The following is a 26,052-nucleotide window of genomic DNA, read 5'->3' as shown; positions in this document are numbered from 1 at the left end:
CGACGAATCTCTCGCAAAAATCGTGTTCGTCAATTTCTTATTGGAAATAATTGAACCAATGTTGCCATGAATGTATTGTCATTGCAACATCGATTTCGTAGTCAGAGCGAATGACTCGATTTGGCCGTTTGCGGACTTCTGTTCTGCATGTGTAAAGGAAACGGAGTCGGGTCTTACAGAGACACATTTTTTGCGCGGGTACTGAGTAATATGTCATTGCAAGACCTGACCCCGTCGTCCCAGGTTACGTAATGGCCCGAGTTTAAAAGACGCTCTCAGAGGTCCGCTATTGACCGGTTGTTGCCTGTCACGACCAATTGCGTGCATCAAGAACCACTCGCACTGGCTGAAAGTAGTCGCTCGGTGGGTAACCGTCTACCAAGAATCGCGATACCGAAAAGTCCGAACAGAATCAGGAGGAAAGCAATAATCTCCGCCTGCGTAGCGTGAATCCCAAAGACATTAAACACCGGATTAATACGGATTTTCTCAATCAAGAGCCGTTCAGCACCCGCGAGCGTCATGTACACGGAGAAGAGCCACCCCATTCGAAATGGATGCTTTCTGAGCGCCCACAGCAACAAGAAACAAGCAATGCCCATGAGCGTTTCATATAATGGCGTCGGGTATACCCCTGGCGCAGATATCACGACACCCGCGATGTTGTGTTCGTAGGTTTGAGCCCAGGTCCACAGGGGTAACCAATCTGGCTTCAACGACATATTGGATACAATTCCCCAGTCTCCGTCTCCGGATACCTGGCAACCGATACGACCGATTGCGTAACCGAGCATCATCGCCGGTGCTGCCGCATCAAGGAGAGGGCGAAGTGGTAATTTCCACCGTCTTACACAGAACAGTCCGGCTAAGGTTCCGAGGATTAATCCACCGAAAATGCTTAACCCGGACGTGGTAAATATCATTCCCCACGGGTCCGCGGTAAATTCGTCCAGGTGTTCCAGGATATGAAAAAGCCTCGCCCCTGCTATGCCAGCGAACATCACGACAACTGCAAGGTCAGGGACGACGTCCTGCGGCGGCACTTCGGTGTAGATGACAACGCCGTCCTTTCCCTTGTGCGGAACCCGCGCTGTGCCAATGCGACCGGTCTCGTATAGGCGGCACAACTCGCGCTTCAAGTAATGGGCGGCGACAAGCATCGCCAAGGCCACAAATAAACCAAACATTGGCAATGGCAATGGCAATGGCAGCGTGATGCCGAACAACGTACTCACTACATCGCTCAAGTAGGGGAATGACATGTGACCTATGAGTTAAAAGGCAAAATAAATCTTAGCACGGTGCTCGTGAAATTAGTTATATAACCAGAAAAAGAGGAAATGGTTACATCGTGATTTGTGCGACGAAGACTAAAGCCGTTCTTGAATGTCGGCTTTTCGTAACAACCGTGACCGGCTGGTATTGGCCGGCAACGGACGGATTCGATCAGTTTATTGGCCAGTGTCTATCGCACTTGCGACAGCAAATACGCGTTCATGCGGAAATCAAAAAATTTCTCCAGCACGTTACTTTGACACAATCATTGAAAGAGTCTTTTTCGCGATAACTTCAATATCCAATGGTGACGTTGGGTCAAGCGCAAGTGCTCCAAGAATTGGGATCGCTTCATTTTTCCTTCCACGATTTGCAAAAATGAGAGCTTTATTTATCAAGAGAAACCCTTTCGTTTCTAAATCAGGATCAGCCTTCAAACCCTTGTCCAAATAATCAAGTCTCTTGCTATCGTCTATCCCCAGCGCAGCCATTTCTTTCCACGCGGGGGCAAAATTTGGCACCTTGCGTAGCAATTGATCGACAATTTTCTGTTTTGATTCAAGATCATTTGTCCACTCAAGGCTCAGGTAAAACAAATAGGTTCCTTGTGGATATTTTCCATTTCGCTCACCTTGGAGTGAATGAACGGCTGTTTTGGTAGTAAAAAAACCACGAGGGGCAAGATTATCAACTCTCTTGTAGGCGTCATAGGCATTTTCAAAATCCCGATTGAGTAGATAGGTAAATGCCAAATCATAGTAAGGATATGGCCAATTCGGCGCAATTTCGGAGGCCTTTCGAAAGTAGCTTATAGCAGCTTTGCTCTCACCCTTTTGACCTGCAACTCTGCCAAGGTCATGGAGCCTTTTCGCCTCTTCCGGAATTGGAGTTCCTGAATTGATCTCCCACTTAACATCGCCAGAGATACCTTTTATATCCTCTTTCGTCAGAATCCTTCCGGCCCGATCTTTGAAAATTATCTCGCTTGCGTATGAAGACATAGGAAATGATAAAAATGAGAATGTGATTACGGCAAACAAAAATTTCAGATACTCACTCCAATTACTCATAATATTTCAACCCACTCGATGTCAATAAAATATCAAATTCAACTCAAAACTGACGGTCCGGTTTTGGCCGTTTTGAGCCGGTCGCGCCAGGTAAGTTTCATGCCTAATCGGTCTTATCGTTTGCTGGAAGGTGGTATCTATTCTGCAAGAGCTGCATCAACTTTAACCTTGGTTACGCTTCTTTCAGAAAAAACCACAATTGGCACCAAGTGCGTGTTAGGAGTATTGTGCCCAAGAGACCCGTGGAAAACGTAAAGTACATTACCTTTTAAGCGAACATCAAATGCACCGGTACCTTCAAAATACACAGGAACCTTAATCAAATATGGTTTTAGCTTGTCATGGATGCCTTGCGTATACTCTGCCAATTTTCTATGCACTTCGGCTTCGTTTTCCATCCATACGCGCTGATTTGCAAAAAATGGATCGGCCGCCGATGACTCGCGATATTTCTCGTAATTTGTAGCGGCCTCAAATTGATCATTCAACATCCGGTGGTCATCAAATTCTTGGCCTGGGAAAATTTGCCCCAAAGTGTCACTATCGACAAACTGAAAAGGTTTGTCTCCCATGATGGCAAAGGCGCCTGCTCTGGTCTTTTCAGGAACTGTAAAAATTCTAGATTTATAGATCGGAACATCTGCATTGTCGAAATGATTTTCGTAAATGATTTGTGTCTGTGCATGCGCATTGGGAATCGCGATTGCAGTGATCAGCAAAATAAATAAACGACAGATTTTTCGATAAGGGCTCATAGATGCTTTCGAGAATTCGGACGATTTCCTGATGTTTTGGATGATGGCATCGAACGATGCATCATATCACCAGAAAATTTCTCGAATGACATCGTTTTGCTGGGCTGAGTAAACGACCAGATTTGGCCGACGGCAGCCAGTCGCCACCGACATCATCGTTGAACGCCCTCCCCAAAACGCCTGTTATGGATTCTTCCCTACGATAGCCAGCAATTCCTCGCGCTCTTGAATACTTATGTGGTGAATGCCGTTGTTACTTGCGTTAGCCGCATGAATGACCATTACTTCTCTCCAGTTGTTATTGATGTCAAAAAGATCGACTCGTGACTGAGTTTTATCGGTATGAGTTAGCCGTATTGATAAACTAGGTGGAGGTGGCGATGCGACTATGGTTTCCCAGCCGTCACGGTGACTTTGCAACCACAGATTGACCTGGTCAATCTGTGGCTTTGTGAGTTCCCATTCCTTGGCTGGATGGCCGGTCCGAGCCAGTACGAACTCCCCCATGAATAATCCACCATCAACTACATTGCCAGACACAATTGGTGGAATATCTTCGCGACAGCCAAGTAGTGCTGCGGTAAGTAGAATTGTCATCAGAACCGAACGCATATGGATTCTCCTCACAATTTGAATAACGACTGATATCGGTTTTGAACAGGTTACGGAATGCGCCGAAGGTCCGCAACTGGCCGATTTGCGTCATCAATATCTGATGATAGATAGGTGTTTGCGCGTGCCTATGGCATTTGAGTTGCCCCATCTAACATTGATGCGAAACCAAGAAAGAAAAATATAAAAAATAGAAAAAGAGTATATAAGGCACCAACGCCAACTCTGCTATTCAATGACCACCCAACGGTTAATCGCTGCACTCCTTTGAGTGCTATCAAGATTAGCGCGGCGCAAACGGTTAATGAGTAAATCGGCTTTGACCAATCGGTATGGTGCGACCAGTCTAGATAAAAAAACCATCCCAAAATGGGAACTACAAACGTTAAAGCAATATTAAATACCATCGAAAGTAGACGTTTCATCAGTGAGTCCAACGATATGATCAGAGCGTAGATTCAAAACATAACACAAAGAAGATTCAACAAATATTGAAGGGCGAGTCATGCAGTTGGCCAATGTACGCTTCGCCAATACTAATTTTCGTCGTCATCCAATGACGGCGGCACAAAACGTCGATGCTTGATCAGGCTGTCACGCAACAAATATTCGATTTGAGCGTTCACACTGCGCAATTCCTGCGCCGCCAGCGCTTCAAGCTCGGCCCAGAGTTTTGGGTCGAGCCGAAGTAAAAATTGTTTTCTATTGCTGGCCATATGAATAAATTTAATGGTACAGAGTGCCAGTATTTATCACCGGCTCAACTTCGCGGTCCGCGCATAGCACTACTAATAAATTACTCACCATCGACGCCTTGCGCTCGTCGTCCAAGTGCACAACTTTCTTGTCCGATAGCGCTTTAAGAGCCATCTCGACCATGCCAACCGCGCCTTCGACAATTTTTTGACGTGCCGCGATTACGGCTTCTGCCTGCTGGCGACGAAGCATCACACCGGCAATTTCCGGCGCGTAGGCAAGATGGGTTAGACGTGCCTCTTGCACCATAATGCCCGCCGCAGCGGTACGACTCTGCAGGGTTTCAACCAACATCGTCAGAAATTTGTCACCACCTCTCAATAAAGTTAATTCTTCTTCTCCGTTCCGATTTTCCGAGCCATTATCGTCATAGCTAAAATGAGTTGCAACGTGTCGCAACGCAGCTTCCGCCTGTACTTTTACAAACACCTGAAAATCTTCGACATCAAAAATTGCGCGCGCCGAATCTTCAACTTTCCATACAACAGCCGCGGCGATTTCAATAGGGTTGCCACGCTTGTCGTTGACTTTGAGTTTATCCATATTCAGGTTATTTGAGCGTAAAGACACCTTCCTTTTACTGAGAAATGGATTAGACCAGCGCAAGCCATTGTCCTGCACGGTGCCTCGATATGCACCAAACAACTGTAATACGGCTGCCTGATTGGGCTGCACAATATATAACCCTCGCAAGCCGAACACGGCAGCAATAATCAAGAAGATGGCAACTGCCACCCATGCAATCGGGCGCGTTGCATTAGAGCTAATCAGGATGCCGAGTCCAAGCAACCCCGATAGAAAAAAAATCGCCAATGGCGTATAGCCATCACTGGTCTTGCAAATATGCTCTTGTGTTGTGTGCATAGCAACTCCCCTTGTAACGGGTTTCCCCGGCTTTCGATGAAATATCGAAGTGATATCACTATGATTTCAAAACCAGGGATTTGTCAAGAGAATTTGCGACGCAGATACAGTTCCACGTATTGCGTGCCCACTTGAGAGGGACTAGGCCTGAGAAGCTGGACCGACTGCTTTGGAGGCACATCCGTGACCGTCAGCTCCTGGCCGGACTCAGTCATTCGCGAAAGACCAAGTTCGGCTCAATCCAGTCAGTCATGGTTGACCCGAGCTAACCAGCACACCAGCTTGAAGTGTTGAGCGAAGTTTTATGCTTTTTCATAGGTAACGTAATGCGTCTCGAGTAAGGCGTGCTTTCCTATCAATTCTGTATTTCCAGGCCATTCTTCTACAATAACCTGAACGAACCGATTGTCTTTATAGTTCGTCTGATCCCAATCGAAGAATCTAACGAACGTAAAAACTACATTAGGTACGCTGTACGCAATTGGATAATCCCAGTACCCGCCATCGATTTCACGATTTAGCATTAAAGGCGCGCCAACTTCGCTAGAGGTTTTGACCAGAATTTGTGGTTGAGGACGACCATACACAATCTTATTCAATCCATTCGGCATCGCAACTAAGGCAAGAAAGAGGCTTTCTTCAACAAAGTCGAAATGCTCTAGATAGTTCGAATCTTTCTGATCGTCCGATAAGTTCTCAAGAAAATAGGTATTGAAAAGTTCGCGGCTGGACAAACGAAATTTATTAATGCTTCGGTCCATTAGGCTGGCTGATGATATTCGTGCGACGGACATTCTAAAACCTCCATGGTATTTTGAATCGCCACTAGTTTTGCAAAGACTTTCGACCGTCCGCAATTGGCCGATTACTGCCTGTCGCCGCAAACGGCCACAACAACTATCATGTCTGTTATTGAGATCCAAAGAAGTAGGCACCAAGAGCAGCAAGACACGAAAGCATAAGTAAAACCCCAAGAATGCGAATTATCCAGCCCGTGACAATTGCATATCTCGGCGCGTGAGTTCCGTCTGGGCTATTCAACCCTCCAGGGAGATCGTCTTCAAGTGTTGCCGCCCAACCGTTGATTAGGATTGCCGCTACCACGATCAGAAATGCCTACCAAAATATCAACCCTGAAATTGCTGCGAAAACAGCCGCGAGCAAAGCAACAACGAGCAACCAGACTGTGGGCCAAAGTGCGCGTTTCATGGCAGCTTTCGTGTTGAATGTTCGAAAACGACAATCTAACATGAATGTTTTTTTAACACACCGTTACGAACGTCGGCTAACGAGAACAACCTGCGACCGGCAGGTAGTGGCCGGGTGCCGACTAATTAAGGAGGTAAAAAATCACACTTTATTCACGCCGAAATGCATCGCAAGCGTCCAAACTATGTCGAACAATATTAGCATCGCAATAAGTCCGTATAGGATGCGCAGTAACGAGAACGCCTTGCCTTGTGATTTTTCTAAAATGGCTTGCGCCACGCGATTTCTAAAAGTGAATTCTCCTATCAAGTCACCGACAAGTGTTACAGGCAGTGCCAAAACAAAAAACCACAGCCAGCCAGATTGCGTATTCGGATAGTCAGGAAATGCAAGAACTAGCATTCCCAATATTGCTGCAACTGAGAGTGCGATATACCAGCCAATGAATTTAATAATACGATACATCTACACCTCTGTAATGCCACGAAAAATGTTAATTTTACGCGGAAGTTTTCCAATATCAGCGACACCAATGTCAGCTTTGGAGCAGACTCTCGACTGGCAGGTTCTGGCCGTTTTGAGCCTGCCGCAACAGGTGGATTTCGACCCAAAAGCGACATTCGATCTTCTTCAAAGCGGACACTCAACGATGAGGGTGACCGCAGCTACTCTAAATTTTCAATCTCGCGCGGCACCATCGTTTTTCACTGTTCGCATAAACGACAGAGCCCTCTCAATATCTTCAGGGCAGTATGCGGCCCAATGCTCGTGCGCTGAACACCATTCAAGAAAATGTATGAGACAGTCAATTTGAGGAAAATTAAGTGCGGACAATCGCTCGAGCGTTTCATCTTGAAATTGCTGACTAGGTCCCAAGTTGTAGATTAAAAATTCCGTTTCCATATCATCGGAAACGGTCTTCACACTTACGCAATGCGTGAGATACGAAGGTAATACCCAGCGCCATCCTTGCGCAGAAAGACAGCTCATTTCCTGGTGTATCGTACGAATAGCTTTAACTGGCAGCAAAGTGCCATAAAATTCACTCAAGTCTTTGCGCAAATATTCACATTGAAAACATTCATCTTTGTGGAAAGAAATAACCAGGTTATTGGGTTTCTCGATAGGTGGAAATGTTATCGCAATTTCTCTTAAAAGTTCTTCTGTATTCATTTTGAAATTCGTCATCAAGTGTTGCATCCACCGGTTGAATCCATACCCCACAGCGGCCCTTCGTACTACCTGGAAGCGGACATGCAACTAATAGCCGCGATTACCGGCACTATGAGAATTCGCGTTCATGATAAATTATTGCCTCATCAAGCGAATCAAACCATGAGCAACGTTCTCGTGGCGGAACCTCAATAAAAAGCACAGCGAATTGCCTTGCGAATTCGTTCGCCGAATACCCATCCAATGGCAATCGAAAGAAATCCGCGCTTTGAACGGCAAATTTACCATTTTGCAAATCATTTAGGCACGAATATCGGACAGCCGACACCTTGTCAAGGCGCTTCCAAATCATAATTTCTTTAAAAAATTCACTCATAGCTAGGGATACCCACAAGATTCGACTATAGCCCTTGGATTCATTCGGTTCGCATCAAGGCGGAACATCACAGCCCATGGCTACCATCAATGTTTCTTTATAAAATCCCCGTCCGCGTCGGAACTCGGGTTCCCCAATTCATCAATAAATACGTCGCGAATCTTTCTCAATGACTCCGCCGCATCCGTCGAATAGCGAGACTCCATCGCGTTGGCCAAGTGTCGTGCAGCATCTGCAAGGATTGTTCCCCATGCTTTCTCTTCCGGAATATTCATTGACTCTTGATACATACCAACTTTCATTGAGCAATGTAACTTGCGCTCAGCAATCCATACTCGCAGCATCTCCACCGCATCTTCGTCGCGTATTGCGGATTCAGGGATAGGAAGTTGCTTAATAAACTTTTCTTCGCTTTTCATTTTGTTCCTGTAATTCCACGACCAGCCCATTTAATTGGAACGGTCTAATCACGTCGGTTATCAAGGTTCCGCGACTGGCGGTTTGTGACCGGCTGCTGCCTAACGCATTAACAGGGATAATTATTTTCGGTACTCTGCCGCTTGGTGTTCAGTAACGCCCAATTGTTGGTCGGCAAATAAGGTCGATTCAGTATCAGAAATCATGAAATTGGGGCGCGTAGTCGGCCCCGTTAGTTGGATATGTCCATTCAATTCGAGTGAGCCAGACCTAGTTGGAATTTCGTTGGCTAGTTTGCCTGTATATAGCGGCTCGTGAAGTTGGCTGTCGCTGTCCCAAAGCTCATTAATTCTACTAAAGACCTCTTTGGATACCTCTATCCACGCACCGATGTTATAAGGGGTAGACCGAGCCACAACTTTTATCGGCAATAAGCTTCGCACAAAAAAACGATGCGAATCGTCGTCTTTGCCCCATATTGCGCAGAGGTCTTCAGTCTCTTTACAGAATTTTTCTCTGTCAATCGCCGAGAGTGCTGCAATCGCATCCGGGCGCTTGAAGGCGAGTTCGATTTCATCAGGCGAATGCAGCTCACCACAGACTGAACAGGCTACAAGTTCCAACATGTAAATCCCTTCGGGTAGAAAATCTCTTAAACGCGGTATATCGAGTGAAACGACTGCTTATGGCCGATTGCAGGCTGTCTACGGTTGACTCAATCATACGGCTTAAATCGAGTAAAAGGGCATGATTCAGAGTCCTCGTCATGCCACCACCATTGAATTGGGGTGTTTTTTCCGCTCATATGAAATGTGAAAACGGTCGACGAATCGTAATGACTATAAGTCGTACCATCAAACACGTAATCTACATCCGTTAAGAAGTCCTCTGGCACACCTTTGAATGATTCTATGGCGGTGTATACATACCCTTGCTTAAAAGGATGAACACGCCAAGTGGAATTTTTAGAGGTCATGATTTTAAGTTTTACTGGTTGACCGCTTCTGGCCGAACTAAGCCATACACGAAAGGTAGGCTTCGACCCTATCCAGACATTCAACCGATTGCGGCCTTACTCGATGGCGCCATCGAAGAACAAAAAATAGCATTTTGATGTTCTGTCGGTGGATGGGCCTAGGAATCGAACACGTTATTTATCATGATTTGGCTTGTACTTTGGATTCGCTTGAAAACTGCCCGCCACAATGGTCCCTGATGAATCTACCTTCCAAGCGCCGGCGATTGCTTCCGGCGGGACCGCATCGTTTGGCCCGTAGTTTCCAGCAATCACATACACCCATCCATTTGGATTTTTCTTTGCTTCCAACACCATTTCGGGTGTGGGTTTCAGATTTGCGAAGTTGGATTGTTCAGCCAAAGCGGCTCCCGTATTTGTTAGCTGCGCCAGTAAGGCCACGAAAATTAGTATTAATCTAAAATTCATTCGAAGGTCTTTAGATGAAAAATTTATGTCAATCTAGTGTAGTACGTGAGTCGATATCGGCCTTGAGCGACCGCATCTGGCCGATTTTGTCATTTTCCGCTAAGCTTCAGGTGCACCACTTCTAAGTGCATCAAGTATTTCAATCGCAATTAAATCAACCTCCTCCTTCGATTCTCCTGCGCTCGGACTGGTTGCCAAGTGCTCAAGCTCAGGTCGCAGAGTTTGCGCAAGTTCGGTTGACGGAGCGACGACTGCAACTAGCAAGCTATATTTCCAACCGTCGTCTTGACCAGCTAAAATGTTTCGAATGTACGGGGCAAGCGGTTGTCCAATGCGAATCAGAAACGGTTGAAATATAAAGCCAACCGGCCAATTCAGGTCTTGCAGCCACTCAAGAATTTGGGGCATAACTGGTTCAACTGCTGGGAAACCAAGCCGCACCAATGCAGAGGCCTTCTCCGTTTCATGCTTTGTAATGGGGATTAGCGCGGCTAAATCTGTCGTCGGTGTCATAAAATTATCATTAAAACTCAAGTACGAAAAAGTGAAGCGTGGCCGTCACAGTTATGTCGTATCTCGTTGCCATCGACGTTATTGCGCGCACGACTATGGCACACTCTCGTAATCATCCAGAATCTTGTAGAGTTCAAACAACTCCACTTCATGAGCAACGTCTCCTTCAATCTCATCCACACGATTCCGGAGTAGATACCACTCACGTTCCCCTTTGATCTTCCCACGGCTGACTATCTGCCCTCGCTTCTGCCGCTCTTTTTCGAAAAAAGCTGGCATATGAGTCTCCACTACTCTATAAAAAATCTTAAGCGCCGTACTTTGAATATCTTCTGGCAGCTTAAAATTAGCGAGAAATTGCGGCGTTTCTCTTAAGCCCTGTTCGCATCCAGTAACAATCGCAGAGCGCTTGATTTCGGAATTAGTTTTCGATTCGTGGATGAGCGGTATAAAAGACTCGAACAAGTCTATCAATTTTTGATCACCAAGAACTCTGTACTCCGCTGCGAGCTCTTCGTAGGTATCAATGATCGCGTCCAGTTTTGTTTTTGACTTGTTTTTCATATTTAGAATACGAACATGGTTTCCAATCTCTGATGAATAGAGACGATTTAATCCGTTGGATTGCAGCGCCTCCATGCCAACCAAAATACAAATCCAGTCAAAGCGCCCAGGCATCCCACAATGGCGACATTTTGAAAGTAACCATTCCACCATGCCTGTGTAGGAACACCATCTTTGATCATCACTATCCTGTTGCTAATGTAGCCGGCGTTCATTGTGTATCGCGGCATAAGAAAAATGCCAACTGGAATACTTCCGACGAACAGTCCCAACAAAATAACCGTCCAGCCACGAAATATTTTCAACTTTCGCAACAGCCACACACCCGGCAATCCGAAAAGAAAAAGATGCCCCGCTGAGACAAAAAAAGAACCAATAAATACAAGCGAAATTATTGAACTAACCGACTCGTTAGGACTTGCAGTTAGCAGTAGAGAAAACAAAGTATATCCAACTGCGATGATGGGCGGAGTACATATGGCAACTCCAATTGGCAAACCTATGTTAAGAAACTTTTTCATATTATTGATTCTTTAGGGCATAAACAAAGCTACCTGGTCAAAGGCGATTTCCCTTCTTGATGCATCATGAGTGAATAAATTTCTGCTACACGCTCAACGGTAATTCCCGCGCGCTGTTCAATCGCAAGTGGATGAACGGTCGGTTCAAGTTCAATATATGGGCGAATACCATTATCACGCAGGTGAACCATTGTTTTTAGACCTATGGTGTCTGGATAAGGCTTCAACCACGCGTTAAGCCAGCCGAAGAACGGTCCGACTTGTGAACGTTTTTCTTCTTCAAAATATTTAAGCCATAGAAGAAAATTAACTTCACTTAGCGAAACCCACACTCCCCAACTAAATGGTTCCGTTTCACCTTGGACTGGAATTTCAATACATCCACGAACGAAGTACTGCTGTTTATCGATTACGCAGTCATCGCTTCCCAAATCACAGCGCCCAGCACGCTCCATCTCTGGGATGTTGTAGTAACTAAGCGGAGCATGGCAATCAAAACTCGGCATGCCCTCATGGATTTCGCCACAAGCATTACATTTAAAAGTAAACGACATTCTAGTCAAAGCTTTCGAGCGAACAAACGGTGGTGGGGATGTTCATAATTAATGCTTTTCACTTTACGTGCCAAACGAGGTAGCGAAATTCACCACCCGGTATGCCGCTTGGATTTGAATAAATCTGCCAGGCTGCTTTGTACCTGCCACTAAGTGTGATCGGCTTGGAGCCAATAAAATCGCTAGTCGACCTAGACTTGACCTGGCATTTCTTGCCAGATCAAGTTTTAGTTAATACAGTTGAATAACGCAATCGAATTCTATAACGCAAATAAAAAGGCCTCTGCTCATCTTGGTATAAACCCCTCGGGCCGGACCAGTGGGCGTTCTACCTCGCCATATCATCCTTTGATGCTGGCTTCATAACTTCAGTAGCTTAATTTTCGAATCGTGGCTTACGGATATTATCCAATCAAGGGTGTCATCAAAGACATCCATATCGTCTACGCCCCGGTACCATATGTCTAAAAAATATTTGTCTAGATCGCTAAACTTCAGTTTATCTATCCTATCGTAGCGGTACCAATTTACGTAGACATTGTCGGCTCCCTTTAATCCATAGGTCGTCAATAATGAAGTAAAACTAAATTGATCTCCAATACCTTCGGCAGTTGGACAAGTTTTTTGACGCGCATCAATGGTTCTTACCAAAGCCAATCCGTCGCTGGTGGTGGCAAGTCCTAGTTTCTTCGAAATTTTTTCATAAATTGCGGTGCAATTATCTTTGTCCAGGGAAGTAAATTCGGGGAAATGACACCTAGGGTACTCCTTGGAAAAATTATCTATTTTAATTTTTTCCATCTTTCACCTTATTGATTTGGACAATCTCATTTTCCATTTCCAACCGGAACCGCGCCACTTCGCCCACCCCTAGCCGACTGGTATCCGAGGCGCGGCTGCAGCCATTACCATATGACCATATGACCATAACGCACTGATGTCCGCTTTGGGTTGATTTTGTGAGTGACCGCTACTGGCCGAGGCTGTGTAAAAACGCAAAACATGAAATTTTCGTGGGTAGAGTGACCATTGCCGATATTGAAAAAATCGCTTAGCGGTCGTTTTGAGAGGCCGATTTTTACATGTGCCGAATTTTTCTGAGTTTTTACACAGCCTCGGCCGATTGCCGCCTTCTGTTATCACTCGATTGATGGGTCGCTAGGTGCTTCCGTTGTGCCGTTGAAAATAATAGTTATTAAACCAATCTTTTCACCGTCTCGAAAGAAATTATAATTGTGGCAATAATCGGTTTTCCAAGCGCCGCCAAACACATCGTCATAAGTTACTGTTCCCCACACAAAAAGCGACTTGTCGTTTTGGTCGACAATATCGGCGACTTCTGCCTCTGAGTATCGTTCTGCCACAATGCAGCTAATAATAAAGTGCTGCCCAGCGGCCAATCCAGCATCGTTGATAGTTTTCTCGCCTCGATCTTCGAACATAAAATTCGGCAGCATATTGCTGCTGAGGATAGCGGCGTTCAAAGTAAAGCAGACGTTCTTTGCCGGCGTGACACCCTTATTGACGATAATTGGACTCGCTGCAAATTTGATCCCCACAGCTTGATGTACCGCTTGCCCGATCTCAACTTGTAAATATGCCCGCATTTGCTTACTCAGCATATCTGGCAGCAGTAGTGCGTTACTTTTCGTAGCCTCCGCAAGCGCCTCCATCGCGGAAGCAGCGCGAGTCGCCTCTCGAATAGAGGCTTCCATTTTTTTCCCCTGATCTTCCCCGTTACTCTGAGCTTCCTTCCCGAGCTGGACGGTTGCCCTGTACAACTTACCCGTGTAAAGCGCTAGAAAACCTGTGATGAGCGCTAGCAGGCCCGTTAAATACACTAACCAGGCTTCAGTGGAAAAGAATTCCCAATGCTTTTCCACTGCGTCACCACTCGTCCGCGCCCAAACCGCCAATGATGGATGTTCCGCCACAGTCGTTGCTGCACCAACGCCATTTATGCGTATTCGCTGGTCATGTGTAAAACCAGCCAGAGGTTCATTTTTTAAAGTCGGCGATAACTGGTCGTTACATTGAGGGCTTCCAAAACAAAGAATAAGTGCGCAGACAATAAATATTTGAACACCAATCTTTCTCATCTAGAAGTTCTCCAAATATTGGTGATCGACGCCCAAACGTTCCTTTGGACTACAGAGGGGTTACGCTGCCAAATATCTAGTCATTGGATCCTGTAAGCCTACGAAACGGACGCACCACAATGGCGTCGATCACGATCTGCACGTACCTGTCCGCCAGAGCAAAACCCAAAAGAACAACGGCGACCACGATAAGTTCGCTAAGTAATCCTGCGTCAGGAAATAATTCCTGGCCACCAGTGCTGAGTGCGGGAACTGTGACCCGTTTCCAGATCAGGAATACAAGACTGGCCGCGGCCGCGACGATCATTACTTGCCGTCGCCAATGTAGTCGCAGCACCTGTCCAATTAAAAGGAAAAGACAGCCCAAAAGAAAGGGTAAAAACCGTTGTCGAACAGGATAAATCCATCGTCAACGTACATGCCTTGGTACAAGACAAACCGCGACATGCCGTAGAGGCCATATGCAATCAGCACAGCCGCAAATATGAGAAATGCCGTTGATAAGTACCGTGCTACCGCGCCGAGTTTCATGAACCACCCTTTCCTTTGACCAGAGCATCCAGCTCTTTATCGCTGATCGGCCCTTTCTGTTTCGTGACCTTGGCAATTTTTCCGTTAACGAACACCACCCGCTGTCCATGGCGATAGTCTTGCTCGGCATTCTTCTCGCCGCCGCCTTTAATATTGGGATTCGCCTTGTCCGCGTGTCCAATGACGATTGCGGCGCTCTTGCCAGCCTCGGCTAGGCGCGTCGACAGGTCGTCAGCTATGTTATCAGTGTCCGACTCGGCATCTGCGGTCTTACAACCGTGCAGCTCAATCTTCGCATTTGACGTGAATTTGGAAAACTCGATTTCGCCGACGAGCGCAGATCCTTTCGTCCAGCCGGCAGCGTTCAAAATCATCCGCGTGCGGGTACGGTAAAGGCTGGAGTTGTGAAAGACGTAGCGCAATATTTTGCTACCGTCCGGCTGCGCTGTCGTAAGATACAAGGCTTGCGGCCCGCCATGTGTAAAAATATCAACCGACCGAATGCTGTCGTCGTCCTGGCTGTTGATCTGGGTCACAATGTCCTTCGCGACAAGAATGCGCTGACTAATGATTGTGAAATTGCCCTTGTCGGCGGCCTTGTAGTCGTTGACCACATTGCGCGCAGCAAATTCGAATGCTGAGTTATCGCCTACGCCGGCGGCGCCACCCCACAGAAGCAGGCGAACCTTGCGCTTGTGCGGCACCGAAGCCACCGATCCTTTTTCGTGATTCGTGTTGACTTTGCCGTCCATTAAGCGCTCCGCATCTTTTCTTCAGCATCTTCGCCAAACCATACCTTGAGTTCCTGCGGCTGGAACGTCGTGAGTCGGTCGCACAGCCCGGCCGAGTCAGTGTAGCCATTGTGTGTCGATCCATCGGGCGCTTCGATATAGTACGCAAGGTCTGCGATTGGATCGCCAGTTTTTGCGTCGACTGCGCGTACCTGTTCGTCGGGCCTGCTGACATTCGCGTGCGCAGGTGATTCGCCAACCTGGCTCGACGCGATCATTCCTGCTGCCGCAGGAATGGCTACGTTCCCAAGCGCTTCCGCCTGGTCATCGTAGGTCATCGTTTGACGGAGATTCGCGACGAGTTTTGGGTGAACGGGACATCCACAAATAACGATGTCGTTCTCCAAAGCCACTTCGCCCATAAAGTTCATCCTGCGTGGACCACCAGCCTTAGCGATGACTCCCACACCTTTACAGGCCAAGCATGTTGCCTGCCCGCCGATCAGCGCAACCTTGTGGGATGCATCGCCAACCGAGAATGTTGAGTTCGCGTTCGGCAGAATCACGCCGGCCGTAGTAGTTTTATCGCCTACGACAACAATCTTCCGCATCACCATGTTCGATCCCGAAAAATTTCCACTATGACATCTTTACAGAAATAGCTTGCTTTGGATACAAGTAAACATCGGAATCACACCCGCAGGTTACCAAAAGACAACATTGCGGCAATTCGCAAACCACATACACTGTTCATCCATACAGTATTTTTGAAGCAACAGAATGTTTGTCATAGTGGAAAGTCTTTGGGATGAGGGGCGCTTACTCACCCGAAACGAATTGATCAAGCGTAGGATGAATTGCGTGAGCGAAGAGCTCCGCGTTGAGCGCAAGCCGAGCGATGGTTCTGCAGATCGCCCTACTCTCGTAGCGCGGTTGCTAAATGGTGGATTCGATTCGCTGTCGCCGCTTCAAGACGCCGCGGTCACATGGATTTATAACAACCATATTCTAATAACCGGCATCCAGACAGATGAGGTGCTGCAGCGATCCTTTTCCCAAAGCTGGAAGGTTAAGGTATTGGAACTGACGACTCAACAAAAAGTCGCCGCGCAGGTAGACTAGATCGGAAACGCAACTGCGAGATCCGAATTATGTGTACAAATTACAATGCCACGCCGCGGGACCGGCTACCGTCGATAGTGTCTGCCATGCGGCCACCGAAGCAGGACTGGGACTGGCCGCACGAAATATATAACGACTACTCGGCGCCGATCATCCGCTTGGGCGACGACGGCCCCGAGGTCATCCTGGCCTGTTGACGATCACTCCAATCTCCCACTCACTATATTGAGTGGGATTGTGGTCTATACGTGGGTCACCCATTAGCCGATTAGATATTTGAGCCATTGACCACCTCAAGAAAACCGGGAATCCGCTGGTCTTTATGAGTTAGGTCTTCACGGGGAGATAAGCCTCCGCGAAGAACCGCTCGCGACAGAAGTTGGTTCTGCGCTACACAAGATGTTTCCGGAACCATGATGCAGTCAGGACAAGCCCCTCCGCCAAAGTCACACAAACTACCCGAGTTGCATCGGTGCGAGGCTGGCTCGAGCAAGTGGGCCAGGAATCGGTTGTTTTCGTTGCGCCATAGCGAAGAAAGATTACCCAAGTCCATGGTCGTGCCATTTCGGTAAATTACAAAGGACAGGTCAGCTGGAAAGAGGTATTCGCCGAGGGAGCCAAGGTCCAAGCCAGAAAACTCAGCTACTGCTTTCATGAATAGGTGCGCATAGCTGTGTAGCAGCGTGTACACATACCGATATGTTGACGCATCCCCTGGATGAAGATGCGAAAAATACCTTCCAAACGGTTCAGCTGTTTCAAGGATGCGGCCGCCCAGCTTCACAGTTCCGTTGGGGTCCCAGTCGGGCAAATCCGTCACACCGACAGCCTTCAGCCAGGTATAAACATTCTCAGGTCGCAGACTTACGTGAATGGCCTCATTGGCTTGATTGACAACGTAGACGGGGCGCTTGTTATTCTTTAGTAGCTCGAAGAGCCGTAAACGAACTGGCACCATCTGGCCGCGTTTTTCCATAACCGGACTTGGGTTAACGCGGGAGTAACCGTGTGTGAATCGACAAAGTTCAAACTCGCGAATCAGGCCTAATTCTGCAAGGCCAAGTTTGTCCATCAGGTCTAGGGTTTTGTCTTCTTGCGCTTTTTTATCCTGCTCATTTTTTGGAGCAAGGTCCTGGTCAAGTCGGTAGAACCGAACAAACGGAGCACGGGCGCCGTCTGCTGAAGTACGGGAGACTTTGCTGCGCATAAGAGCTTCATGCTCCACTGCCAGAACAAAAGGGTCATACCGACTCGAGAACTCTGAACGACGCTGGATTAGAGATTTTAATGTCGCCGGGAGTTCGTTTTTAACAGGAATAAGAGGTGGGTCAGAGTCCAGCCAGCGTCTAATCAGCTTGCGTTGCTCCATTTGGATAGTAGACGCCATTTTGGTGTCGCCCAACTTCTGTGCCAAATCCAACATCCCGGAGATGCTCTCGTGGCTTTCCCATTCCGTGTCATGCCCACCTTGCAAAAGTATGGTCTTCATCTCGTCGGAAGTCGGCTCAGCACCGCCGAATCCATATTTACCGGCGACGAAACTGCCAAGGGCCTGCTCGTTCTGCTCCGCAAGCAAGCCCAGCAAGTTTTGGTCACGTTCGGAAAAGATGATGAACTGCTCGGCTTGGGCGTAAAACGCCGAGGACGCGCGATAGGAAATAGGCTCCATGCGTCGCTCTCCAACGCGCCGACCGCCATTCTCGCGAAACACTTCAGTTGTAAATGGGTCGTTCTGCAACCAAGAAGCTCGCTCGCGGTGTCCGCATGACGCGCATTCAAAGCCCCATTCGCCAATACGTGGTGAATCTGTGCGAAGAATGAAATCCCTGCTGCCACAGCTTGCGCACTGCTTACCTACTAGAGCTTTGTCTGAGGTCTTTGTACTCCACTCCCACATGCCTGGAGTCGCAGGCATCCACTCGCCAGACCAATGCACGAAGATGACGTCGAGCTGACGCCATTTGCAACGCTTGAGTTTCGTCGGGCCAGGGCAATTATCAGGCTTGAATGTATGCTGGTCCTTGGCCACCTCGGCTACCGAATCATACCCTTTGAACATGCCGCAGGTGTTACATACAAAGGTCAAAGGGGCCGGTGCATACCCCATCTTCAGCGGGTTGACGAAAGAAATATGGGATGCGCCCAAGGGACTAAGCGCATTTTCCCGTAGCAACATTTCATCAATGCACTGACGCGCTTCGATATGCCGCTCTCCAGTGTTAAGGTCATAAGCGCGCGTAAACCAACTCTGCCACGCTTCGCGCAGCCGCAGCATAATTTGTTCCCGAGTTGGCTCGCTGATTTGGGCCTCGTCCACTGTCGGAGACTGGTCAGGAATCGAAATGCAAGCCCCGAGACCGCCTTCGAACGTAAAAAATGAACCAGGAGCATAGGCCGCGGCAAGTTGATTGCGTGAACGCGACATGCTAGGCGTCCTGATTTGCCTCTGGTCTTCTTCGTCGTTTGCAAAATTATTGTTCTTTGACATGTCAGGTCTCATCGTCATCATTTTCAGCAACCCCATTGCGCACAAGTTCCATAACAGCAAATACTTCATTCGCTTTTTGGCGTTTGCCTTGCGCGTCCTTGAACGACATACGAATATCACCCCCTTGGTCAACATCACGAAGGGATGTCATCGGTTTGTTCATAGAATCCGTCTGCCCATCGAAATACGCTTTCAGATGGCCATTGCCATACAGCGCACTACTAGTCCAAAGGTTCAGTATCAACCAGGTCTTGTCGTCAATCATCTTGCGATAATGGTCAATACCTTCAGGGCAGTAGCCTTCCTTTAAGCCAATGGCTAGTTCGATGAAACGAGTAATTTCCTTCACAAAGTTGATACCACGCTGGTTAAACTCCTTTCGAATGTCGGGCACCCAAGTGAAATCGGGGACCTTGGTCTTCTCGTCTTCTGGAAGTTCGACGAGCTTGCAGGTGGGCACGATTCCGACCAGGTAAGCCTGCAGCAGACTCGGGAACACTCGCTCAACAGCCTTTTCAGCCCAGCGGTCGATTGCGGCAGGTTGCACCATGCGCTCAAGGAATCGATGGAAGATGTCAAAAACCTCAACAATGTATCGGTCACGCCTGCGCTGCGGAGTCGGAATTAGGACAACAAATCCAATGTGGGTTCGGCCGACACGCGAAGAAGCCTGAATATACTCCGCGATATCCGAAGGCATCCCGGCAAAAAACATTGAATTGAATTCTTCCACATCCACGCCATGTGAAATAGCTGATGTTGCGATGACCGACCGGAGCACCTGCGACAAAGGTGTAAAAGGTTGGCCTGGCAGGTCCCGTTCCTGAGCCGCACGTACAACAGCCTGAATCTCACCCTGGTCAACCGAGCCTGTGATGAGCCGTGTATCGAGGTTATCGAGTGGGACGTCGCCGTTGAGGTGGCGTTTCCGGGTTTCCTCGTGTTCGGCGGCCATGATTTGGTCACCACCCTTTTTGTTCGTGACATAAGTCAGGGCAATTCTGTGCAAGTCGACCATTGTGGCAATCTCGCTGATACTAGCTGTGCCGAGCACTTGCTGGTGCAACTCCTGAAGTGGCCCAGAGCTTACGCAATCCTGCAAGCTTTGGCGCATTGTTTGCTGCATCTTCTGGTCTCCGTCAACTAGACCGGTGAACAGGCGACTAATGCAGAGGTGGAAGTTCGAGAGGACGGCTACGCTCGTTGCCGTATGCGGCTTCCCGTTTGTCATGAACCCGCAATACACCCGCGCCTGAGGGGAGCGAACCTCTGGTTCAAGTTGCTTGGCCCGGCTAACTTCGGCGCTGTCAGGCTCGTCTGGAACGGCATAGAAAGAGTCATACAGCGTCGGGCCAGGATGCGGGAACTGAGATGCTGGAATTTCACGTTGATACAGGTGCTCCAGTTGGCGTTCAGGCTCTGAGACAGTTGCTGATGCGGCAATGACCTTTGCTCGTCGGCGCAGGTGGTTTGGGCTTTGCGCGACGATGTTAGCCAATGGCTTAAACATATGCGAAAAAATAGCGTCCAAAGTCGATTCGAATAGCCCGGCAAAAGTGCCCAGCGATTCGTCGAGCAAGTGCGCCTCATCCTGAATTATCAAACTTGGAAATGGGTCATGAAAGTGTTTAACTCCATTGGCATAGGCTGGCGAAAGTGGCTCATATCCACATGCCGCATATCCCTTTTCGAGGTCTTTTTTAAGCGGAATCTTTAGGCGCTTGGTACTGGGATTTCGCCAAGGGGCCGCGCCAAGCATCCCGTACACACGGCGAATTGTTCCCGAGGAGTGGCCGATGAGCGCCAGCTTATCGACTGTGCCCAACAACACTGAAGGTGCAAGGTCGTAAATATCTTCATCACAGATATAAAAAGGCAGCGGCTTCCAGTCGCCGTCATTGGACGGGCAATCCCGATTGGAGCACACGTGCGCGATGGTGCCTCCCTGCGCTGGGAAGCGACGCAAAGTCGTCATAGCGTCGCAGAAAGGGCAAGACGGAATCTTGTTCCAAGCATGGACCGCGCTTCTGTATTTCGGGTCTGTGTCCAGCAATTTTTCCTCCGACGTCTTGTCGGGAAACACTTCCTCTATTTCTTTGATGCTGCTCACGCCTTTGGTGCTATGGTGATTGGGCGAGCCCCCACTTCCCACCCAAAATCCGATGGATAGTGGGTCGCCCGGATAGCCGTATTTTCTGCGGACGAGTTCAGCTTGCGCCAGTACTTTTGCGCAGCGTTGAGCCTGTTGGATAGTAAGAAGCCGCAGCGGATAACGCAGCATCGCAGTAACGCCAGTTAACTTTCCTCGCAAGCGGTCCAGCAAGAGATTGAAAATAAGTAGACCGAAGAAGGCTTCGGACTTCCCACCACCCGTGGCAAAGTACAGCAACGTAACAGAGTCATCCCGTGCTGCGTTGTAGTAATGCTTGAATTCAGGAATACGGGAAGCCAAGGCCGGAATATTCGCGATTATGAAGGCAAGCTGAAACAGGCGCCATTCACCGTCGTCGTTCTTAAACCGTTTTTGCATAAAGTTCGCCATGGATTCATTCATGGCAAGCCAAGCTTCAAAGACGATGGCCTTATTATCCGTCTGCTTGCCGCGCGCCGACCAGGCCGCCCGTGACTCTTTCAGAAGCTCAATGCCCGTTTCAATTGAGGCTATCTCGTTGCCCCATTTCTGAAGGTCTTCCTTAAATTTTTCAGTTTCACGTTCGATGGAGGTGATATCAGACTTGTCCAGCCCATCTGTGGGGTCAATCTTGTTTGGCTGCTCGGCCAGCCAATCGCGCATAGCGGCAACGATAGGTACTACGCCCGCAAATCCTTCAGCTTTACCCAGTGCACGCACATGCCGGTTGATGCTATTTCCCGAGGTGGGAACAATGCGTGGTTGAACATAGCGTGGCGCCCAAGTGGTACGAAGAACCGTGCTATCGTTGTCTGCCGAGATGGCTTTTACGCCACCATTGTGACCCATCGCTGAATATCGCAGGTAGCGGTTATAGCGATACGATGGTTCCACCCGCTCAAGCTTGAGGTTACGATGCAGCGTGCTTGGCATGTGTACCTCGAGCTCCACAAGGAACACAGCTTGGTCGGTATTGTCGACTTGCTGGCGTGACTCGATGCTGCGATTCTCCAGAGCGATGAGTACGTTCAGACCAGTCTGGTCCAGCCAATCCTGAGCCACCTGTACATTCCACGCCAGCTGAATTTGCGGTAGAACGACTGATTCTTGAGAACTGCGAATATCATCTAAAAAGGCGCTCCAGCGCTTGTACTGGCTAGGCCTAACTGGCATATGGCGGTATCCCCACTGCTTACCTTCGGGGCCATCTGCCCATGCTTTCAGATATTGCTCTAGGGCGGCATTCATGAGTTCTGCATGCTGGCTTGCTGCAATTTCTACGGCAGCGGCCCCATTGTTGGGAGCAAAACAAAATTCTGGCAATGACACGTCAAGCCGAAGCCATTTATGTGGGATAGTAAGTGGCTCAAAATCCTCGTCCCGAATGGAGACTGGCGTAACTCCATCCGTGACCACGCCGGCCTCTACGGCACCGTCGTCAGCCTGAGAACTGTCGTCTTGAGCTGGCTCCTCGCTTTCAAGCGTCGATAGGTTAAGCGGGATGTTGCGCTCAGTGTAAACTTTGTCTCGAATTTCATTCCGAATCCGAGGCCAGTCCGGATGCTTGTAACGAGATGGGTAACTCCCCTTTATCTTTTCCCATTCATCGTCTTCTCGAGAGCGGATTGCATCGCGCACAGAAGTGAAAATGTCACGTCGTAGCCGGAAACTCAACCGGCAGTTTGGTTTAGCCAAATCCGACTCATCGGGGAGAATGCGGACGTAGACAGAGAGATACGGCTTAACGGTGATGGCCGAGTCGAGTCCGGAAGTCACCTGCAGCTGAAGTCCATGTGATGAAATCCAGATGGGGGACGTTACTTCATCGCCGCCAGAGTCATTTTTTTGTGGCAAAAGAAAACCCGAATTGAGGGTCGTACGAGGGCGGGCACCATATAGCTGCTTCCCAAATGCACCTGCGCCGCTAATGTGCGCATGTGTCATATTCAGCAGCGCATCGACAACAGCCTCTTTTAGCGTTGTGGAGATTTGGGTAGGATTTACCCGCAAGACTGGCTCACTCATTATTCTCGGCCTCGGAAGGGAAAACTATTGACTCAACTGTTGCAACATTGTCTCTAGCTTTGGTGAATAGCAATTTTATCGTTGCGGACTTGATATTGCCGTTCAACATGGCCGACTCTGGTTGCAGCAACATGTATGCGTATAGGTCGGAAACATGCCGGCCATCTAATCGTCTGGCATTACGAACAGGCATAATCACTCGCTGCCAATAGTAGGCAGCTTCAAGGCTGCTGAGGCCAAGAGCTTGCGAGAACGCGACGAAATGCGTTTTTTTCATTGGAGCCTGCGGCTGTAAGTTCTCAAAGGGTGTATCAGCGGATTCTCCGAGATTAACCCAATGCTTTACTGAAAGCGCCGCCGGCAATTCCTTTGCCAGCTTGGGGTTAGCCTCAAGAATTGACTCCCTTAGTTGGCGGACTTGGTCGGTCAGAGTTTTGCCTGGAAAACGTTCCTGAAGTCTTTTGCTTATAAATTGGTGATAGTCCCGAAGCGCGGACTCGAAATTTTTATCATGCTCAATGGGGACGCCTGCCTCCTTGAGGACGGACTCCACAAGTTCACGCAACTCCGCTGACATAAAGAACAGTTTGTCCCCCACCTGAAGCGTCTGCACTTCGCAGGTACGGAAGCCGCGTTCGGTAGCATGCTCGCTAGCTGGGTCGTACACATAAACATGGTGCGACGGACGACGATATATGACTTGGCCGCCTTCCAAGAAAATTCTGCAGGCATCTGGGTCCGAAGCGTCGCTTCCATTTGTGCTTTCGGCCATCAATTCAGTTCGGAATACTGGCAAAACAAAGTCCCCGAATGATAGGATGCTCTTGTCATCTGGAAGCGACTGCAATTGGCGCAAAATTGATTCCATCCGCGGCTTCAATTGTTTGAATGCGTCAAAATTATCCACGAGCGGGCGCATAACGGCTTTTAGGTACTGGCCGGCGCGCTGAGTTAGGAGAATGACGGTATCTTTTTCAATCCGATTGTCCATCATCAGCAATCGCAAGCCATCGTCGTCTAACCCGGCAAAAATAAGTTTTGCGTCGCCAATATTCGGCAAAAAATCTTCAAGTTGTACGGAGAGAATGAATTGAACTCGATCTGAGAATTTCGCAAACTGAACAGCCCCAGGATATTCGCCATATTGAGTTAAAAATTTCTCGGATAGGCGCCGATAAATCGAACTGGTGTAGACAATTACAATTCGCTGTTTTTTTGTTTCTGCCAAATGTCCAACTAGGCTAGTTAGTCGTAATGCGAAGGGAGTGGCGTTCTGGTAGTTTTCATATAGTGTCGAACCAAGCTTTAAGCATTCTTGGATATCCCGTTGCACTGCCCCACAATCGCCGCTCTTTTCAAATGCGGTTAATGCAGAATGGAAGGTCGCCCAGCTATACACTCGTCTTGCGTGGTCCGAGGTAGAGGTAGTCGAAAGCCAATCGACAAGCGTAGAAACACCACATGGCAAAGCAGCTAGTCTGGACAGGTACGCCGCTGCGTCCAGGACCGGCTGTGCCACCTCTTTGCCTCCGGGAATTTTGCTGGCGATTCGGAACAGCCGATTGATTACACGATTAGCTTCCGTATCGACTGTCTCCACTTTGAATTCGCGCGGGACCGGGGTAGCTACAGTTCCGACGCCAGGGGGAAGAAGCCCATCTCCGCGAACACCATTACATACTGCGGAAATCCAGTATTCTCGCGAGTTTTTCCATTTATATTCCCGGTCCCTTTTGCTGTTTAGCTCGACCAATTTTTCGCGCAATCGATAAGCAGCATGAGGCTCATCAGTTATAACAAGTACGCCAGGTCGGTCATCCTCAGTAAAGACCTCTTCCACAAGCAAGCAGAAACGCGCAATTTCCGTGAGCCAGCTTCGTTCACCTTTCCGAATATGGCGGGTGGCATTGACGAGGACGACGTCAGGCCGGCCATTTTTTTCGAGCGCAACAAGTGCCGCTCGCAGCTTGTCCCGTGATAGTCGGCCGTCGATAGCGAACATCGCGTCAGGTGCCGTTTTGGGGTCGCCAATGGCGTCACAGTTCGCGCTAAGAGCCTTCTTGTGGACTCTGCGTTTAAGCCGTGCAGCAATATTCTCTAGCAAATTCCCGGAGCACGACTCCCATTTGCGAAACTCGACACCAGCATAAAAGCGAGGAAGAAGCTCACCAATAGTTGGATTGAACTGCTCCTCATGCCCTGGCTTTAGACTCGCCAAGGCCATAAGATATGCATCCTTGTCTTGCATGCCTCGAGTTACCGAAATATTAGATTGATTACTATGTTCGATAAGTTCGCGGGCAAGGGATAAAATTTTTTCCCTGTCAAAATGTAGATGATTGAGCGGATGAAACACATTGGACTTGGCGGGAAACGTTAAGCCCCGGATGCCCTTTTTGTCTCCCGACTGCCAGCGTTCAAGAGTTGCTAGCGTATGGATAGGGAGTAAAGTTTGAGGTGCCGTTGGCCAAAGCATTAGGATGCGTCGTTCTTTGGTTCTAGCCACCTCTAAATAGGCATTCACCAATTGGATAAGCCCAGGGGACGCGCCGCTTTCGCCAACTTCCCCCTCCCGAAAAATCGGTACTTGTGCTTCGCCGTATCGTTCTTTCGCTATATCCCATGCATCCGCCGTTAAAACTGAAGGTGCCGCCGTTTCGACAGCAAGAACCTTTTCGTTTGGATTTTCAGAGACATTCTTACCCTTTTTGTTGGTATGAGCGGCAAGAACACGCTGAATCAGCGCTTTCTTTTTTTCAGCTAAAGCTTGTCTGGATGGCTGTGGCATATCGAGATACAGTGTGAGTTAGCATGCAAGGTAT

The 26,052-nt window shown here is 48.5% G+C and carries 27 protein-coding genes; 2 read left to right on the top strand and 25 right to left on the bottom strand.

Annotated elements, in window-relative coordinates; genetic code table 11:
* Positions 1 to 326 precede the first annotated feature (326 nt).
* The 22 genes from CAter10_RS08080 to CAter10_RS21865 form a co-directional block, all read right to left on the bottom strand.
* Positions 327 to 1,235 (bottom strand): prolipoprotein diacylglyceryl transferase, encoded by a 909-nt coding sequence (locus CAter10_RS08080; RefSeq protein ID WP_231879226.1) that lies wholly within the window; start codon positions 1,233 to 1,235, stop codon positions 327 to 329.
* 291 nt (positions 1,236 to 1,526) lie between these two features.
* Positions 1,527 to 2,345 carry a tetratricopeptide repeat protein gene (locus CAter10_RS08075; RefSeq protein WP_061533019.1) on the bottom strand — a complete coding sequence of 273 codons (819 nt, stop codon included), beginning with the start codon at positions 2,343 to 2,345 and terminating at the stop codon, positions 1,527 to 1,529.
* Between the two features lie 137 nt (positions 2,346 to 2,482).
* Positions 2,483 to 3,100, bottom strand: a complete 618-nt coding sequence (locus tag CAter10_RS08070) for a hypothetical protein (protein WP_061537096.1) — start codon at positions 3,098 to 3,100, stop codon at positions 2,483 to 2,485.
* A 183-nt stretch (positions 3,101 to 3,283) separates the two neighbouring features.
* A complete protein-coding gene (locus CAter10_RS08065) occupies positions 3,284 to 3,712 on the bottom strand; it encodes a hypothetical protein (RefSeq protein WP_061533017.1) in 429 nt (142 codons plus the stop codon).
* A 536-nt stretch (positions 3,713 to 4,248) separates the two neighbouring features.
* Positions 4,249 to 4,428 (bottom strand): type II toxin-antitoxin system antitoxin, encoded by a 180-nt coding sequence (locus CAter10_RS08060; protein ID WP_061533016.1) that lies wholly within the window; start codon positions 4,426 to 4,428, stop codon positions 4,249 to 4,251.
* 10 nt (positions 4,429 to 4,438) lie between these two features.
* On the bottom strand, positions 4,439 to 5,332 hold the full coding sequence (locus CAter10_RS08055) for an SPFH domain-containing protein (RefSeq protein WP_061533015.1): 894 nt from the start codon (positions 5,330 to 5,332) through the stop codon (positions 4,439 to 4,441).
* A 302-nt stretch (positions 5,333 to 5,634) separates the two neighbouring features.
* Positions 5,635 to 6,126, bottom strand: coding sequence for a hypothetical protein (locus tag CAter10_RS08050; RefSeq protein WP_128083018.1), 492 nt, complete (start codon positions 6,124 to 6,126; stop codon positions 5,635 to 5,637).
* A 556-nt stretch (positions 6,127 to 6,682) separates the two neighbouring features.
* Entirely contained in the window at positions 6,683 to 7,006 is a 324-nt protein-coding gene (locus CAter10_RS08045) for a hypothetical protein (RefSeq protein ID WP_061533013.1), read from the bottom strand.
* A gap of 213 nt (positions 7,007 to 7,219) precedes the next feature.
* Complete coding sequence (locus CAter10_RS08040; RefSeq protein ID WP_061535233.1) at positions 7,220 to 7,714, bottom strand: DUF6714 family protein; 495 nt, start codon at positions 7,712 to 7,714, stop codon at positions 7,220 to 7,222.
* A gap of 462 nt (positions 7,715 to 8,176) precedes the next feature.
* Positions 8,177 to 8,509, bottom strand: coding sequence for a DUF5076 domain-containing protein (locus CAter10_RS08035; RefSeq protein WP_197467208.1), 333 nt, complete (start codon positions 8,507 to 8,509; stop codon positions 8,177 to 8,179).
* A 120-nt stretch (positions 8,510 to 8,629) separates the two neighbouring features.
* Positions 8,630 to 9,133 carry a DUF2199 domain-containing protein gene (locus tag CAter10_RS08030; protein WP_061533012.1) on the bottom strand — a complete coding sequence of 168 codons (504 nt, stop codon included), beginning with the start codon at positions 9,131 to 9,133 and terminating at the stop codon, positions 8,630 to 8,632.
* A 524-nt stretch (positions 9,134 to 9,657) separates the two neighbouring features.
* Positions 9,658 to 9,924 (bottom strand): hypothetical protein, encoded by a 267-nt coding sequence (locus CAter10_RS08025; protein WP_205630296.1) that lies wholly within the window; start codon positions 9,922 to 9,924, stop codon positions 9,658 to 9,660.
* A gap of 126 nt (positions 9,925 to 10,050) precedes the next feature.
* Positions 10,051 to 10,464: a DUF5071 domain-containing protein gene (locus tag CAter10_RS08020; protein WP_061533010.1), complete on the bottom strand. Its 414-nt coding sequence runs from the start codon at positions 10,462 to 10,464 to the stop codon at positions 10,051 to 10,053.
* Between the two features lie 93 nt (positions 10,465 to 10,557).
* A complete protein-coding gene (locus tag CAter10_RS08015) occupies positions 10,558 to 11,028 on the bottom strand; it encodes a hypothetical protein (RefSeq protein ID WP_164840425.1) in 471 nt (156 codons plus the stop codon).
* Positions 11,029 to 11,075: 47 nt separating this feature from the next.
* On the bottom strand, positions 11,076 to 11,549 hold the full coding sequence (locus CAter10_RS22340) for a hypothetical protein (protein ID WP_128083016.1): 474 nt from the start codon (positions 11,547 to 11,549) through the stop codon (positions 11,076 to 11,078).
* A 29-nt stretch (positions 11,550 to 11,578) separates the two neighbouring features.
* The gene (locus tag CAter10_RS08010) at positions 11,579 to 12,103 is read right to left on the bottom strand and encodes a DUF2199 domain-containing protein (RefSeq protein ID WP_061535231.1); all 525 of its coding nucleotides are present in this window, start codon (positions 12,101 to 12,103) and stop codon (positions 11,579 to 11,581) included.
* A gap of 360 nt (positions 12,104 to 12,463) precedes the next feature.
* A complete protein-coding gene (locus CAter10_RS08005; protein ID WP_061533008.1) occupies positions 12,464 to 12,904 on the bottom strand; it encodes a hypothetical protein in 441 nt (146 codons plus the stop codon).
* A 338-nt stretch (positions 12,905 to 13,242) separates the two neighbouring features.
* Positions 13,243 to 14,202, bottom strand: coding sequence for a hypothetical protein (locus CAter10_RS08000; RefSeq protein WP_128083015.1), 960 nt, complete (start codon positions 14,200 to 14,202; stop codon positions 13,243 to 13,245).
* 76 nt (positions 14,203 to 14,278) lie between these two features.
* Positions 14,279 to 14,509 (bottom strand): hypothetical protein, encoded by a 231-nt coding sequence (locus tag CAter10_RS07995; protein WP_061533006.1) that lies wholly within the window; start codon positions 14,507 to 14,509, stop codon positions 14,279 to 14,281.
* A 38-nt stretch (positions 14,510 to 14,547) separates the two neighbouring features.
* Positions 14,548 to 14,733: a hypothetical protein gene (locus CAter10_RS07990; protein ID WP_061533005.1), complete on the bottom strand. Its 186-nt coding sequence runs from the start codon at positions 14,731 to 14,733 to the stop codon at positions 14,548 to 14,550.
* The gene (locus CAter10_RS07985) at positions 14,730 to 15,485 is read right to left on the bottom strand and encodes a hypothetical protein (RefSeq protein WP_061533004.1); all 756 of its coding nucleotides are present in this window, start codon (positions 15,483 to 15,485) and stop codon (positions 14,730 to 14,732) included. Before CAter10_RS07985 ends, CAter10_RS07990 begins: the two co-directional genes overlap by 4 nt.
* Complete coding sequence (locus tag CAter10_RS21865) at positions 15,485 to 16,081, bottom strand: PAAR domain-containing protein (RefSeq protein WP_082797837.1); 597 nt, start codon at positions 16,079 to 16,081, stop codon at positions 15,485 to 15,487. Before CAter10_RS21865 ends, CAter10_RS07985 begins: the two co-directional genes overlap by 1 nt.
* Before the next feature lie 244 nt (positions 16,082 to 16,325).
* Between CAter10_RS21865 and CAter10_RS07975 the strand changes: the two genes are divergently transcribed.
* Together CAter10_RS07975 and CAter10_RS23100 are read left to right on the top strand one after the other, a co-directional pair.
* Positions 16,326 to 16,586, top strand: a complete 261-nt coding sequence (locus tag CAter10_RS07975; RefSeq protein WP_128083014.1) for a hypothetical protein — start codon at positions 16,326 to 16,328, stop codon at positions 16,584 to 16,586.
* Positions 16,587 to 16,615: 29 nt separating this feature from the next.
* Positions 16,616 to 16,783 (top strand): hypothetical protein, encoded by a 168-nt coding sequence (locus CAter10_RS23100; RefSeq protein WP_205630295.1) that lies wholly within the window; start codon positions 16,616 to 16,618, stop codon positions 16,781 to 16,783.
* 71 nt (positions 16,784 to 16,854) lie between these two features.
* Here CAter10_RS23100 and CAter10_RS07970 read toward each other — a convergent pair whose 3' ends face one another.
* From CAter10_RS07970 to CAter10_RS07960, 3 genes are read right to left on the bottom strand one after another with little or no spacing between them, the layout of a single operon-like run.
* Positions 16,855 to 19,074, bottom strand: a complete 2,220-nt coding sequence (locus tag CAter10_RS07970; RefSeq protein WP_061535230.1) for a hypothetical protein — start codon at positions 19,072 to 19,074, stop codon at positions 16,855 to 16,857.
* 1 nt (position 19,075) lies between these two features.
* A complete protein-coding gene (locus tag CAter10_RS07965) occupies positions 19,076 to 23,230 on the bottom strand; it encodes a DEAD/DEAH box helicase family protein (protein WP_061533002.1) in 4,155 nt (1,384 codons plus the stop codon).
* Positions 23,223 to 26,018 carry a hypothetical protein gene (locus CAter10_RS07960; RefSeq protein ID WP_061533001.1) on the bottom strand — a complete coding sequence of 932 codons (2,796 nt, stop codon included), beginning with the start codon at positions 26,016 to 26,018 and terminating at the stop codon, positions 23,223 to 23,225. Before CAter10_RS07960 ends, CAter10_RS07965 begins: the two co-directional genes overlap by 8 nt.
* Between the last annotated feature and the right edge of the window lie 34 nt (positions 26,019 to 26,052).

It is taken from the genome of Collimonas arenae, assembly GCF_001584165.1.
Lineage (GTDB): Bacteria > Pseudomonadota > Gammaproteobacteria > Burkholderiales > Burkholderiaceae_D > Collimonas > Collimonas arenae.
The sequence above is the reverse complement of the archived record's forward strand: the minus strand, read 5'-3'. Positions and strand labels throughout refer to the sequence as shown.